We start from the raw sequence: 14652 nt of genomic DNA, 5'->3' as shown, positions 1-14652 counted from the left end.
CCCCGGGGCCGACCCCCGGGGACCGGCCCCACGACCGAACCCCTGAGCCGCGTCCGGGACTGAACCACCCACGCGCGGGCGCCGTTGTCGTTCACGTGACCACCGACGGTGACCGATCGACCACGGAGACTCTCCTACCACCGCGCCGCGAACGCCGTTACCGTCGATCGCGACCTGGTGGGAGGGACACATGGACGTGCGACGGCTCGGCCGCACCACCCGCCTGGTCGCCCTGATCGCGGTCGGCGGGGTGACGTTCCTCGTGCTCGTCCCCGTCGCGATCAACGCCGCCACCGGCGGGTCCGCGCCGCGGGTGCTCGGCCCGTACGCGCAGTGGCTGTGGCCGGCGCTGGGCGCGCTGTCCGCCGTCACCGCCTTCCTCGCGGCCTGGGAACCGCTGGGCGCGCTGCTGCGGCGACGGCGTCCCGCGCACCCGACCAACCGGCGGGCGGCGCTGGACCGGGTGGAGCGGTTCGTGCGGGCGCGGGTGGACGGGTCGTTGACGGAGCAGTTGCGGCTCAAGCTCGGTGTCGTGCCCGAGGTCGGGCCGCGCCTGCCGACGCGGGTCCGCCACCCGCTGGTCGTGGTGGGCGAGCCGGGCGCGGGCAAGACGACGTTGCTGCTGGAGCTGGCCCAAGCGCTGCTCACGCGGGCCGTGCACGACCCGATCCAGCCGATACCGGTGGTCGTGGACCTGGGCGGGTGGCGGCGCGACGACGACTTCGGCGAGTGGCTGCTGCGCGTGCTCGCCGACCGCTACCGGATCGCGCCGCGGGTCGGCCGCGCGTGGCTGCGGGAGCGCAACCTCGTGCTGCTGTTCGACGGGCTGGACGAGCTGGCGCCGGCCGACCGGGTCGAGTGCCTGGCCTGGATCACCGCGTTGAACGTGTCGCAGGTGGTGCTGTGCACCGCGGGCGACGAGCACGAGCACCTGCCGCGCTACGACGTCGTCCAGGTGGAACCGTTGTCGCGCAACGCGGTGCTGGAGCTGATCGCCGCGTGCGCGCCGCGCCTGGACGGCCTGCACGACGAGCTGGAGAAGAACCCCGACCTGTGGGACGACGTGCGCACGCCGCTCGCGTTCGCCCTGCTGGCGCTGGCCTACCGGGCCGGGCGCGCGGAGTACCGGGGTGTGCTGGACACCTACGTGGTCGAGTCGGCGGCACGTGGCCCGCACCGTCCGGAGCGGACGGTGCGGGCGTTGCGGTTCCTGGCCCGCATCGCCCGGCGCAAGCGCGACCTCGTGGCGCGGTCCCGGCTGCCCGCGCGGCACGTGTGGCTGGACTTCGTCGGCTCGGCGGTGGTGTGGCGGATGTTCCGGCGGGCCGCGCCGGGCGCGTTGGCGGGCGCGGCGACGGCGATGTGCTTCGTGATCGGCGTGCGGCTCGGTCTGGTGACGGGCGTGGTCGCCGCCGTCATCACGGTCGCCGTGCCGCACAGCGCCTTCCGCGTGACGCGTGGTGATCCGCGGCGCGGGAACCTCTGGGCGGCAACGGGTTTCGTCGCCGGCGCGCTCGCGGTCGGCGGGCTGGCCGCGCTCGGCGGGGTGCTCGGGACGCAGGCCGCGCGGTGGCCCGCGGCGGTCGCCTACGGGCTGGTCGTCGTGGTCACGTTGGTCGTCGCGTACGGCAACACCCACGACCGGTACTGGGCGGTGGTGTGCGCGCTCGTGCCCGCCGGGGTGATGGTGCTGACCGGGCCCTCGCCGGACCTGGTGGCCGCGGTGGGCATCGGGCTCGGGTCGGGCGCGCTCGTCGGCGCGTTCATCGGTGGTCTGCGCGAGGTGTGGTCGGGGGTGCGGGTCCGGCCCGCCGCCGGCCTGCGCTGGTTGCCCGCCGCGGGCGCGGTCGGGGTGGGTCTCGCGGCGCTCGCGGGCGCGGACGTCCGCCCGTCGGCGTGGGGCGCGGTGACCGGCCTGCTGGTCGGCCTCGCCGTCACGCCGATCACGAACCGGCCGTGGCACCCGCTGGCCGAGCTGCTCGCCCGACCGCTCGCGCTGGACGAGTTCCCGTTGCGCCGCAAGGCGATCCTGCAGTCCGCGCGGGACCGGGTGCTGCTGGTGGACGCCCACCGGTTCCCGCACGACCTGGTCCGCGACCACCTCGCCGAGTGCGACCCGGCGGAGCTGGCCGCGACCGTCGAGCGCAGGCGCGCCGAGCTCAGCCCCACCGGGTCCGACCCCAGGGCTTGAACACCGACAGCACCGTGTTGACCGTGTAGAACGCCAACGACACGCACGACGCCGCCAGGACGTCACCGCCCGCCGTGCCCACGACGCCGTCCGCCGCCTCGTGCAGGCCCGAGCGCAGCGAGAACGTCGTGGCCACCACGGCGATGACGGTCAGCACGAACTTCACCAGCACCCACCGGTGCTTCACCAGGCCCCACTTCGTGCCGAGCGACAGCACCAAGCCGGTGACCAGCGCACCCAACGCCAGCGGTAGCACGACGAGGTCGCCCAGCAGCGACATCGCCTGGTAGAGCTGCGGCGCGTCGAACGCCGCGATCGCCAGCACGAGCATCCCGATCGTGACGCCGAGCCAGCCGACGGACGAGATGACGTGCAGCAACAGCCACGACTTGCGTGCTCTCGGCTTCATGGCCCACAGCGTGGCCGGGACGACCTCGTCACCGCGTCGGCCCGGCGGCGGCTCGCGCGCCTACGCCTGCCGACGTACCCAGTGCGCCGGGCGGGTCAGGGACTTCGGCAGCACGGTGCGGCCGTCGCCCCTGGCCGCGTCCACCTGGGCCTGGGTGAGGAACAGGCTGCCGGTCAGGTCCGCGCCGGACAGCTCGGCGCCGCGCAGGTCCGCGCCGATGAAGTCGACCAGCCGCAGGTCGGCGTCCGTCAGGTCGGCGCCGATCAGGTACGCGCCGCGCAGGGTGGACGCGCGCAGGTTCGCGCCCTTGAGGTCCTTGCCGATCAGGTCCGCGCCGCGCCGGTTCCGGCCCTTGCCGCGGGTCAGCTCGCTGGCCCGCAGCAGCAGGGCGTTCGCCCGCTCCCAGTACGGGCCCACGTCCAGCTCGACCAGCTCTTCGGGTGTGCCCGCGGTGAGCTCCTCGATCTCCGCGCTCAGCTCCCGTGCCGCCGGGTGCAGGGCGCGGGCGGGCTCCAGGTCCAGCGCCTCGGTCAGGTACCAGAGCAGCTCGTGCAGCTGCCGCATCACCGGGAAGACGTCGAACATGGTCGCGGCCGACGCCGGGTCGGCCCGCCAGCTCGTGCCGCCGAACGTCACCTGCGCCACCTGCTGGCCCGCGCCGAAGCAGTCGTACACCGTGCAGCCGGTGAAACCGGTGTCCCGCAGCTCCGCGTGGACGCCGCAGCGGAAGTCCTCGCGCAGGTTCGGGCACGGTGTGCGGGCGGGCTTGTCGAGGGCGAAGTCGACCGACTTGGCGAACGCCGGCACCACGCAGCACAGGGCGAAGCAGCGCGTGCAGTCGGCGCGGAGCTCGTTCATGCGCTCAACGTGTCCAGGATCTCCTGACCGTACTTGGCCAGCTTGTTCTCGCCGACGCCGCTGATCGCGCTCAGCTCGTCCAACGTCGTCGGCGTGGACGTGGCGATCTGCCGCAGCGTGGCGTCGTTGAAGATGATGTAGGGCGGCACGCCCTGCTCCCTGGCCTGCGCGGTCCGCCACGTCCGCAGCTTCTCGAACACCGGCACGGCCTCGGCGGTCAGCTCCACCTGCGCCGCCGCGCCCTTGGCCGGCTTGGCGGTCTTGACCTTGGCCAGGCGCTCCGGCTCGCGCCGCATCGCCACCTTGCGGCCCTGGAACAGCACCTCGTCGCTGCCGGGCGTGGTGACCAGCGTGGAGTACTCGCCCTCCACCGCGAGCAGGCCCTGGGCCAGCAGCTGCCGGATCACGCCGCGCCAGCCGCTCTCGTTGAGCTCCGTGCCGATGCCGAAGACCTTCAGCTGGTCGTGGTCGTGCTGGATGACCTTCGCGGTCTTGCGGCCGAGCAGGATGTCGATCGTCTGGCCCGCGCCGAACTTCTGCCGCCGCTCGTTGCGCAGCCGCACGACGGTGGACAGCGCCTTCTGCGCGGCCACCGTGCCGTCCCACGTCTCCGGCGGGGCGAGGCACGTGTCGCAGTTGCCGCACGGCGTGCCGGACTGGCCGAAGTAGTCGAGCAGGCGCACGCGGCGGCACTCGACCGTCTCGCACAGCGCCAGCATCGCGTCGAGGTGCGCCATGAGCTTGCGGCGGTGCTGCTGGTCGCCCTCGGAGTCGTCGATCATCTTGCGCTGCTGGACGACGTCCTGCAGGCCGTAGGCCAGCCACGCGGTGGACGGCAACCCGTCGCGGCCCGCGCGGCCCGTCTCCTGGTAGTAGCCCTCGACGGACTTCGGCAGGTCCAGGTGCGCGACGAACCGGACGTCCGGCTTGTCGATGCCCATGCCGAACGCGATGGTGGCGACCATCACCAGGCCGTCCTCGCGCAGGAACCGGGACTGGTTGCGCGCGCGGGTGCCCCCGTCCAGGCCCGCGTGGTAGGGCAGGGCGGGGATGCCGTTCTGGGTGAGGAACTCGGCGGTCTTGTCCACCGAGTTGCGCGACAGGCAGTAGACGATGCCCGCGTCGCCCTTGTGCTCGGTGCGCAGCAGTTCCAGCAGCTGCTTCTTCGGCTCGTTCTTGGGCACGATGCGGTACTGGATGTTCGGGCGGTCGAAGCTGGCGACGAAGTGCTTGGCGTCACCGAGGTTGAGCCGCTCGGCGATCTCGGCGTGCGTGGCCGGGGTGGCGGTCGCGGTGAGCGCGATGCGCGGCACCTGCGGCCACCGCTCGTGCAGGTGCGACAGCGCCAGGTACTCGGGCCGGAAGTCGTGGCCCCACTGGGAGACGCAGTGCGCCTCGTCGATGGCGAACAGGGCGATCTTGCCGCGCTCCAGCAGCCGGGTGGTCTGCTCGGTGCGCAGGCGTTCCGGGGCGAGGTAGAGCAGGTCCAGGTCGCCGGCCAGGAACTCGGCCTCGACCATGGCGCGCTCGTCGGGGAACTGGCTGGAGTTGAGGAAGCCGGCGCGGACGCCGAGGTCGCGCAGCGCGTCCACCTGGTCCTGCATCAACGCGATCAACGGCGAGACGACGACACCGGTGCCCTCGCGCACCAGCGACGGGATCTGGTAGCACAACGACTTCCCGCCGCCGGTCGGCATGAGCACCAACGCATCGCCGCCGGAGACGACGTGGTCGACGATGTCCTGCTGCTCCCCGCGAAAGGACTCGTACCCGAAGACCCTTCGCAGCACCTCTTGCGAAGCCATCGCGCAATCCTAACCGACCCCTCCGACACCCCCGTCGGTCCGACCCTTGAACACGTTGCGCCGATGCCACCGGAAGTATCCCGCCGACCGCTCGTGGAACACCTCCACCACCCGCCCCCGCAACCGCGCTAGGTGCGGCCCGAGCAGCCCACCACCATCAGCGGTGACCACCGTGCCGTCCTCTCCCACCGAGACGTACCCCAGCTCGTACAACCGGTCGCAGCCGAACGAGCACGCGAGCATCGCGACGTTGCGCAGGTCCCGCCTCTCGTGCTCCGTCGCCTCCGAACGCCTCTTGACGTGGGCGGCGACCAACAGGGCGGCAGGGAACTCGCGTCCGCACAGCGCGCAAGCTGCCGCCTCGGCCCCGTCCAGCAGCAGCCCGCGGAGCCGGCCCTGCTCCCGGCGGTACTTGCGCAGAGCCTCGCCGTCGAGCACGGCGTAGTCCTCGGCACCCAGGTCGTCCTGGGCGGGCGCCAAGCGGCCGTCTTCGACGTCCGTGTCCGCCGCTGCGGCCACCAGGTCCGCGAGCAGCCCTCCAAGCCCACTCCGCCCCGCACCGGCGAGATCGTCGAGCCCCTCCTGCACCAGGTCCAGCGGCACCTCGCGGACCTCGCCTGCTCCGGTGACCACGGCCACCCGGTCCCGGACCGCGCTCAGCCGACGACCACCGGACAGCCTCACCCCGATCCTCTCCCGAAGCAGGTCGCTCACGTCCTCCGCGACCGCAAGCCCGACCTTCCGCCACAGCACCCGCCGGTCGAACCCGTCGAGGTGGGCGGTGCGGAGGGCGGCCAGGGCGTCCACCCGCACCACGGGGTCGGTGAGCAGGTAGAACGCGTCCTCGGTGAAGCCGGCCAAGGCGTTCGCGTCGTGCACGCCCGGCTCTTTGGCCAATCCGCGCGTCTCCCAAAGGTCCGGCATCGACCCGAGGTGCCAGAACGGGTAACCGGGCGTCCGGTTGCCGCCGAACGCCTCCAGCAGGTCGCCGACCGGCTTCTCGAACTCGTCCCACCGGAACAGCCGGTCGTGCCCGTCGGCAACCCGCGCGATGGCCCAAACCAGGGACAGCGGCTTGTGCAGCGGGGCCTGCCGGTGCACGCGCAACCTGCCGAGCAGGCGCACGAGACCGGACGCGTCGAGCCGACCCTCGGACCAGGTGATGTCGACCGCGTTCCGACGCCCGTGCTCCAGATATCGCGCCAGCCGCACCGCGTCGCCACTCCCGTACCCCGGCACGTCCAGCCGCAGCCGGATGCGCTTCGTGCTGTTGCCGCCGTTCGACGCACCGCCGGACTGACCGATCCGGCGTTGCACCCCGGTGAGCCGTTTGCGCAAGGCGAGGAAGTCGACCTCCGGCGTCAACCGCAGGGGCTCGTGCACCAACAACCGCTCGGCCTCGGGCAGGGAGCGCGTGCGGAGCGAGTCGATCAACGCCTCGCGCACCACGGCGCGCAGGTCACCCAGCCGGCGCAGCAGCAACTCCAACGCCTTGCGGTAGTCGGGGTTGCGCACGTCCCGGCCGGCGGCCCTGCCACTGGCGCTCTCCAGCACCAACGCCAACCTCTCGACCTCGACCTCGACCGAGAAGGCGGCGTTCACCGGTTCCCCCGAGTCGTCCACCAACACCCGCACATCGTGTCGGGCACTTGCGACGATGCCAAGCCGGAGCGAGTCGGCGCAGGTCCTGTCGTTTCCCGCGCCATCGACGCGATCCAGGGCGCACACGCCGGATGCCGAGTGGTCCGGGAACCGGCCATGACCCGCACCCGTCGGTGAAACACCGGGGAGCCTCGGCCGACAATGCCGACGTGATCATGTCCTCGCTGTCGGGTGGTCGGTCATGGGTGTCGTGATGGAGGTGCGGGGTCCGCGGTGGCGCATTCCGGGCTTGGGCCAGCGCGGTGAGCGGTACCCGCTCGCCGTCGAGGCGCCGGTGGGGTCACCGGTCGACACCCTCGTGCCGGGTGTCTCGACGCGGACGCGTGCCGGACGCTCCTGCGCATGGCCGAGGTCACCTTGGCCGTTATGTCACTTCGGCACCACGACCAACGCCAAGCCCACGGTGCCGACCGGGTCCGCTCACTGATGGACAAGGGCGTGACCGCGCTCGCCGAGCTGGGCCCGGCTCCTGCTCGCCACGGCCGTGGGGGTTCTGTTCCCAGTACAACGGCCCGTCCGCGACGCTCGGCACAGCGGCGGTCGGGCAAGGCGCGCTCCGTCCAGGCAGGCACTCGCTTCCGGACTCGGTGCGCCGGATGTTCCGCCCGCTGCTGGAAGCCGAGGCACGGCACGACTTCGCGCCGGACGGGGGCGGCGGACCTGGCGCTCGACCGGCTCGACACTCCGACATCGCCCCGTTGCGCGTCCTCTTCACGGCCACCAGACGCCGAGTCAGGCGTCGTCCTTCCTCGGCTCGCTCAGCGCGGTGTGCCTGGCGCTGCTCTTCCAGGACGCGAACCCGCATGGAGGCGGAGAGCACGACCTGATCGCGAAGTCAGCCTGGGACGACGCGGGGAAGTGGGCGGCGTTCGCCGAACCACCGCTGGTCGAGGGTTATCTGTACGTGCCGGACCAAGCCTATGCACGGGTACCCACCGAGACCGAGGTGGCCGCAGTGGTCTAACTCGCCGAGGCCTCCGCCGACGACCCGTCGGCGGAGTTGTGCCCGGCGTCCGAGCGGGAAAGTCTTCCTGCCACGCTGGTCGGCGGGGTCTGGGTGCTCGACGGGGAGTCCGCAACCCCAGGCGCCACGCGACGAGGGTGGCCACCCTGGCGGGCGAGCGCTGCGTCGTCCTGGCGCGCGACCCGCAGAAGGCGAGCCTCGTGCTGCGCGACGGCCGGACGCTGGTGCTGGCCGAGTCCGCGGCGCCGCGCCCGGCGGGTCTACCGGCTCGCGCCGCTGAGCACCCCGTTGTCCACGCTCGGCAGCGACGACGGGCTGCCCGGTGGGGCGGCGCACCACCGGCTCGAACCGGTGCCGGGCCAGGTCAGGGCTATCGCGGAAGGCGCGGATGTGGACGTTGCGCACCTGGTTTCCGCGCTGCGGGGCTTCCAGCGGTGACGGTGGAGGGGCGGCGGGGTTCGTGATTCCCGACGTCCTTGTCGGGGCGGTCTGGTAGCTGTAGATCATGCATGTCCACTGCGGGCAGGTGGGTGGGATCCGCGAAGCGGTCAGGTCGTCACCCGAGCGGTTCGTCCGAGAGTGTGCCGATCGCTTCGAAGAGCAGCACGGGGAGCGGCCCGGGCCGGCCGAGGTGCGGAGCTGGGTCAACAGCTGGCCGGTGTTGGTGGACGCCTTGGTGCGGGCCGGGCAGGCCGAGTCGTGGCTGCTGTTGGAGTACACGCTCGCGGGCAGCGCCGAACGGGTGGACGCGCTGCTGTTGGGAGCACGTCCTCGCGGCGGGTTGACCGGTGTCGTGGTGGAGCTCAAGCAGTGGAGCCGCTTCACGTGGGCCTCGCCCCTCGAAGTGGCCCTGGACGACATGGTCCGGCCGCACCCGTGCCGCCAGGTGTTCGGCTACACCAGCCACCTCGAGCGGTGGTTGGAGGAGGCCACGCTCGACCTCGAGTACCGGGCTGTCGCCTTCCTGCACAACGCGCCGGTCGACGTGGTGCACCGGTTGCGGTACGCCGTGGCGGACAGCGTGGGCAGCCGCGACGTGCCGATCGTCGGCCGGGACGAGCTGTCCGGCGCGGAGGGCGCCGAGTTGGCGCGGCTGCTGCGCTGCGAAGACCTGCGTGCACCGACGCGCGAGCAGGTGGACCGGTTCGTCGCCGCCCGGCAGCGGCCGTCGAAGTCGGTGTTCGAGGACCTCGACGGCGTCCTGTCGCAGAAGTCGGAGTTCACGCTGGTGGGTGACCAGCAGACGGCGCAGGTCCGCGTCCTGCGCACCCTCGACCCGGAGCGGTCGAAGAAGAGACAGGTCATCGCGGTCACCGGCGGCCCCGGCACCGGCAAGACCGTGGTCGCGCTACGCCTGCTCGCCGACATCCCGCGCATTCGGTCGAAGCGCGGCCGGGTGGAGACGCGGTTCATCACCCCGTCCGGGACCTTGCGCAGGCAGCTGGACCGGGCCACCGAACTGCCGTGGGCGAAGCAGCTCTTCCTGGTGCCCGACGCCTTCCGGCCCGGAGGGCCGGGCACCCACGTCATCCCGCTGGTGGACGAGGCGCAGCGACTGCGCCAGGACGACCGCACCGTCGACCGGCTGGTCGGCGGCTCGCCCGTGAGCGTGTTCTTCCTGGACGAGCGGCAGGTCGTGCGCCCGCACGAGGGGATCACCGTCGCGGAGCTGGCGGTGGTCGCCGAGAAATTCGACGCGGAGTTCACGCACATAGCGCTGACCAGCCAGTTCCGCTGCGGCGGATCCCAGCGGTACCTGAACTGGCTCGACCGCCTGTTCGCGGTCGACAACGTGGCCGAGCCCTGGGCCGAGGGCGACTACGAGGTGGGTTTGGCGGAGAACCCGGCCGAGCTGTCCGCGTGGATCCACGCACGCGGCACGGGCGGGCGTACGGCCCGGATCTCCGCCGGGTTCTGCTGGCCGTGGCCCGTAGACGTGCGCGGCCAAGGGCTCAGCGAGGACGTGGTGATCGAGTGGACCGACGAGCACGGCCGGCACCACACCTGGCGGCGGCCGTGGAACTCGAGGCAGACGCGCAAGAACGGTGACGCCGTCGCGGCGCCCCGGAAGGAGTTCTGGGCGACCGATCCCGGTGGCGAGAACCAGGTCGGGTGTGTCTACACCGCGCAGGCACTCGAGTACGACTACAGCGGCGTGATCATCGGCTCCGACCTGGTCCGCCGGGACGGCGAGTGGGTCGGCCGGCCTGACGAGAGCCACGACGGGTCGATCAGGAAGGCGAGGAAGAAGGTCACCCCGGACGAGTACCTGCGGTTGGCGCTGAACACCTACTGGGTGCTGGCCACCCGAGGGACCCACGGATGCCGGTTCCACTCCACCGACCCGGAGACCCAGCGGTTCCTACGCGGATTGTTCCCACCGCACGGCGCATTGTCGGACCCTTCCCCTACGCTCCGCGCATGACGTACCGCGAGGTCCGTGAACAAGACGTGCTCGCCGCGATCGCGCGGTACGACGAGCTGGGTGGCGAGGCCTTCCTCGACCGGTACGGGTACGACCGGGCCCGCAGCTTCGTGCTGGTGCACAACGGGAAGCAGTACGACTCCAAGGCGATCACCGGCGTCGCGCACGAGTTCCTGGACGGACGGGCGCTGCGACCGGACGAGTTCAGCGGCGGCCGTGCCACGGTGGGCCGCCTCCTGAGCGGCTTCGGCTTCGTGGTGCAAGAGCGCCGTGACCCGCCTCAGCTCTTGCTGCAGCCGCGTGGCGGTCGCCGTGACGGCGGCCTGGAGAACTTCGCCCGCACCGTGCGGCAGGGGATCCGCCTCGCCGACCACGCCGAGGCGTTCGGCGCGGACCTCGCCGAGCTCGAGGCGCTGTACCGCGACGGAACGGCGAGGCTGTGGGGCAACACCGAGCCGGCATCGGACCACAACACCAAGGCGAAGGCGATCCGCAGCAGACGGGTCGGTGACCGGGTGCTGTTCTACGCCGAACGCAGGTTCATCGCCGAAGCCGTGATCCTCAAGCTGTTCCGCAACCTGGCCGCCGCCCGCTCGGTCTGGGGTGTCGACCAGAACGGGAAGACGTTCGAGCACATGATGGCGCTGGGCGACGTCCGGCTGATCGACGAGGACGCGACCGCGGTGGTACTCCGATCGACCGGTCAGGCGACGCTGCGCTCGGTGACGCTCGTCGCCGCGGAGAAGGTGGGCCTGCCTTTCGGACAACCACCACAGCCGACCGCAAGGTCGAGCACCACTCGGTTCTCCGCCGAGGAGTTCCTGGCGCGACTGCTCGCCTTGCACGACCAGCAGCAGACCGCGAAGCGTGACGCGGTCGCCCTGTTGTGGGCGATCGGCCGGGTCAAGCGCGAGCCGCGGCTGCACCCGTGGTCGACGTTCCGGCAGGAGGTCGCGGGCGTGCTGGCGACCTGCGGGCTGGACGGCGCCGACGAGGTGGAGCGACCGTTCCACGACCTGCGGCGGACCGGTTTCTGGCAGGTGGTCCCCGAGGGCGCCGCTCCGGGGGGCGCGGACGCGACGGAGCCCAGCGCGGGCTTCACCGAAGACTCATACCGGTTGCTGGTTGACGTCTCGTTCCGCACCAAGGCCATCAACGCCCTGCGGTCCCGGCACCTGGACGACTTCGAGGACCACGAGACGCTCCTGGCGAGTGTGGGCCTCGAGGACTTCGCGACGGTCGACGGCGGCAGGCGGCGCGACGGCGGCGCGTCCGGTGAACGCCGTCTGCGGCCGAACCAGGGCTCCTCGATCGTCCGCGACCGCGACGTCGTCAAGCGGGTGAAAGCCCTGTACGACCACTACTGCCAGTTCTGCCGGACCCGCCTCAAGACGGGATTCGGCTACTACAGCGAGGCGGCGCACATCCGCAGCCTCACCGTGCACGAGGGCCCGGACGAGCTGGCGAACCTGCTCTGCCTGTGCGCGAACTGCCACGTCGAGTTCGACGGGTTCGGGTTGTACGTGGACGAGGACTACGTCGTGCGCCGGGTCCGCGACCGGTCGGAGGTAGGCGAACTCCACCGGGCCGACGAGCACCACATCGACGATGCCCACATCACCTACCACCGGGAGCTGTGCGTGATCGCACCACCGAGCTCCTGACGCCGTTCCGGGACCGATCACCGCCTACCCGCGACGCGGCGGCCCGGATGCGTGATGATGGAGCGCAGGGGGTGGCAGGTCATGGGGGAACTCTCCGGGGACGAGGCGAAAGCGCTTGCGGGCAGTTTGCGGCGCTTGATGCAGTTGGCCGCGAACGTGGTCGAGCAGGACGGTGAGGCGGCGCCGTTGATCGCGCGCGTGCGCGACCACCTGGGCTGCGAGCTGTCGCAGGTGTTGTCCGTCGCCACGCGGTTCGAGGTGTGGGAGCACGTCAACCTCCAGCGCGGTGTCGACGCGTACCTCGCGGCGCACACGCCGGGCGTCGAGTGGTTCGGGGTCGGCGGTCAGCACCGCGGCCACGAGGACATCATGGGGATGCTCCTGTCGGCCCGGCACGCGATGGCCTACGAGCTCGGCGCGGCCGACTACGCGACGGCCGCCGTGGGGCCGGAGGACAGCGTGGAGGTCGTCCAGCTGGGGTTGGCGCCGACCACCGCCCCCGACGGCACGCCGGTGTTCGTCGGCATCCGCGGCACCAACGACTTCGGGCCGCCGATGTGCCGGCTGGAGGTGCTCTCCGCCGATCGCGCGGCAGCACGGGCGGTGGGTGGTGAGATCGAGCGGTTGATGCGGGAGCACGACGCGTTCCGCCGACAGGTGCTGGCGTTCGGGGTGAGCGAGCACCGGGGCAACGAGCTGGTGACGTTCCTGCCCCGGCCGGCGCTCGACGCGGACGACGTGGTGCTGCCGGACGGCGTGCTGGACTCGATCGAGGAGCACGTCATCGGCATCGCCGAGCACTCCGAACGGCTCCTCGCGGCCGGGCAGCACCTCAAGCGCGGGCTGCTGCTGCACGGCCCGCCCGGCACCGGCAAGACGCACACCGTCCGGTACCTGATGAGCCGGTTGGACGACTGCACGGTGATCCTGCTGACCGGCCAGGCGATGCGGCTCATCGGCCAGGCGGCGGCGTTGGCGCGGCGGTTGCAGCCGTCGATGGTCGTGGTGGAGGACGTCGACCTAGTGGCCATGGACCGCGGCTACGCGGCCGGCCCGGCGAACCCGCTGCTGTTCACCCTGCTCGACGCGATGGACGGCGTCGGCGCGGACGCGGACGTCACGTTCGTGCTCACCACGAACCGGGCCGACGAGCTGGAACGGGCGCTGGCCGACCGGCCGGGCCGGATCGACCTGGCCGTCGAGGTGCCGCGGCCCGACGCGGACGGTCGGCGCAGGCTGCTCGAGCTCTACGGGCGCGGGGTGGACCTGCGCGCCGACCTGGCGCCGGTGGTCGAGGCCACCGAAGGCGTCACCGCGTCGTTCATCAAGGAGTTGCTGCGGCGGGCCGTGCTGGGCGCGGTGCGCGCCGACGGCGCGGGCGGCGTGCCGGTGGTCGGCGACGAGCTCGCCGACGTGGCTCGCGCGATGGTCGACGAACGGGCGTCGCTGACGAGCGTGCTGCTCGGCGGGCGGCCCGGGCCGCAGGACGCGCCCCGCGGCCCGACCTTCACCGCACCGCGCGCGGCCGGCGTGGCGCAGCCCGGGCTCTACCCGGGCGGGTGAGCGCCGACCGGACCGGCTTCCTCCTCGGCCCACCCGCTCCGACGTGTTCCGCTCCGAAACCGCTCGTGCCAGGGTGTCCTGGATGGGCAATTGGTCTGGACCTCAGGTCCGGCGACGGAGAGGAGGCCGGCGATGCGCGGCACCACCGTGTTACCGGGAACGCCCTGCCGGGCGCCACGCGAGGGCGAGCTGCCCGTGCACCGGCTGGAGGTGCCGGTGCCCGACGCGCTGCCGTTCGCGGTCGGCACGTTCGACACGATCGGGCCGATGTCGCGGGCGTCGTTCCCGCACCGGCACACCTTCCACGAGATCGTGCACGTCACCGGCGGCACCGGGACGCACGTGGTCGACCTGGCCCGCTGGCAGCTGCGCCCGCCGCACCTGTGCGTGCTCGCGCCCGGCCAGGTGCACCACTGGGAGGACGCCCGTGACCTGCACGGATCGGTGCTGCTGTTCACCGACGACTTCCTGCTCGACCACCCCGCCGACCGCGAGCTGCTGCGTCGGCTGAGCGAACGGCCCTGGCTGACGCTGGACGAGCGGGCGCACGCCCGGATCGACCGGTCGATCGCCGAGCTGCACGACGAGTACCGGCGGGCCGAGGCGGGCGTGGAGACGGTGCTGCGGGCACTGCTGCACGTGCTGGTCGTGCGCGCCGCGCGGCTGCCCGCGACGCCGGACGCCGCGCCACCGGCCCGACCCGGCGCGGTCGCCGAGGAGTTCGTCCGGCTGGCCGGCCGCACGGACCACCGGCTGTGGTCGGTGCGCGCGTACGCGGAGCGGATCGGCGTCACCCCCGGCTACCTGACCGAGGCGGTGAAGGCGGCGACCGGGCGGACGCCGTCGCAGCTGGTCCGCCAGGTGCGCACGCAGGAGGCGCAGCGGCTGCTGGTCAAGACCGACCTGACCGTGCGGCAGGTGGCGAACCGGGTGGGCTTCGCCGATCCCGCGTACTTCTGCCGCTTCTTCCGGCGTGAGGCGGGCGTGAGCCCCGGCGCGTTCCGGCGGGCGGATCGGGCCGGGCACCCCCGGACCGGGCGTTCACAGTGAGCGCGGCGCGCAACGGCGACCACGAGGATCACCACGACCAGCGGCGTCAGTCCATCGTCGG

The 14652-nt window shown here is 72.3% G+C and carries 11 protein-coding genes; 7 read left to right on the top strand and 4 right to left on the bottom strand.

The features are described 5' to 3' along the window. Positions 1–190: 190 nt before the first annotated feature. Positions 191–2191 carry an NACHT domain-containing protein gene (locus tag ACYVLT_RS22335; RefSeq protein WP_461122106.1) on the top strand — a complete coding sequence of 667 codons (2001 nt, stop codon included), beginning with the start codon at positions 191–193 and terminating at the stop codon, positions 2189–2191. Here the strand turns inward: ACYVLT_RS22335 and ACYVLT_RS22330 are convergent. From ACYVLT_RS22330 to ACYVLT_RS22315, 4 genes are read right to left on the bottom strand one after another with little or no spacing between them, the layout of a single operon-like run. Continuing rightward, positions 2160–2600, bottom strand: coding sequence for a hypothetical protein (locus tag ACYVLT_RS22330; RefSeq protein WP_461122105.1), 441 nt, complete (start codon positions 2598–2600; stop codon positions 2160–2162). The two genes, ACYVLT_RS22335 and ACYVLT_RS22330, sit on opposite strands and share 32 nt — an antisense overlap. 60 nt (positions 2601–2660) lie before the next feature. Then, a complete protein-coding gene (locus ACYVLT_RS22325) occupies positions 2661–3458 on the bottom strand; it encodes a pentapeptide repeat-containing protein (protein ID WP_461122104.1) in 798 nt (265 codons plus the stop codon). Further along, positions 3455–5263, bottom strand: a complete 1809-nt coding sequence (recQ, locus tag ACYVLT_RS22320; RefSeq protein WP_461122103.1) for a DNA helicase RecQ — start codon at positions 5261–5263, stop codon at positions 3455–3457. The genes ACYVLT_RS22325 and recQ overlap by 4 nt, the downstream gene beginning before the upstream one ends. 9 nt (positions 5264–5272) lie before the next feature. After that, the gene (locus ACYVLT_RS22315; RefSeq protein ID WP_461122102.1) at positions 5273–6892 is read right to left on the bottom strand and encodes a hypothetical protein; all 1620 of its coding nucleotides are present in this window, start codon (positions 6890–6892) and stop codon (positions 5273–5275) included. 799 nt (positions 6893–7691) lie between these two features. On the opposite strand from ACYVLT_RS22315, the gene ACYVLT_RS22310 reads away from it, so the two are divergent. From ACYVLT_RS22310 to ACYVLT_RS22285, 6 genes are all read left to right on the top strand, one after another. Further along, positions 7692–7889, top strand: a complete 198-nt coding sequence (locus ACYVLT_RS22310; RefSeq protein WP_461122101.1) for a hypothetical protein — start codon at positions 7692–7694, stop codon at positions 7887–7889. A gap of 288 nt (positions 7890–8177) precedes the next feature. Then, positions 8178–8327: a hypothetical protein gene (locus ACYVLT_RS22305; RefSeq protein ID WP_461122100.1), complete on the top strand. Its 150-nt coding sequence runs from the start codon at positions 8178–8180 to the stop codon at positions 8325–8327. A gap of 193 nt (positions 8328–8520) precedes the next feature. Continuing rightward, positions 8521–10314, top strand: coding sequence for a DNA/RNA helicase domain-containing protein (locus ACYVLT_RS22300; protein WP_461122099.1), 1794 nt, complete (start codon positions 8521–8523; stop codon positions 10312–10314). Continuing rightward, entirely contained in the window at positions 10311–11978 is a 1668-nt protein-coding gene (locus ACYVLT_RS22295; protein WP_461122098.1) for an HNH endonuclease, read from the top strand. The genes ACYVLT_RS22300 and ACYVLT_RS22295 overlap by 4 nt, the downstream gene beginning before the upstream one ends. 81 nt (positions 11979–12059) lie before the next feature. Further along, the gene (locus tag ACYVLT_RS22290) at positions 12060–13541 is read left to right on the top strand and encodes an AAA family ATPase (protein WP_461122097.1); all 1482 of its coding nucleotides are present in this window, start codon (positions 12060–12062) and stop codon (positions 13539–13541) included. 132 nt (positions 13542–13673) lie between these two features. Further along, positions 13674–14591, top strand: coding sequence for an AraC family transcriptional regulator (locus tag ACYVLT_RS22285; protein WP_461122096.1), 918 nt, complete (start codon positions 13674–13676; stop codon positions 14589–14591). Positions 14592–14652 lie beyond the last annotated feature (61 nt).

The sequence above is a fragment of the Saccharothrix stipae genome (assembly GCF_054781895.1).
Note: the sequence above shows the minus strand (reverse complement) of the source record. Positions and strands in the feature narration are given on the sequence as shown.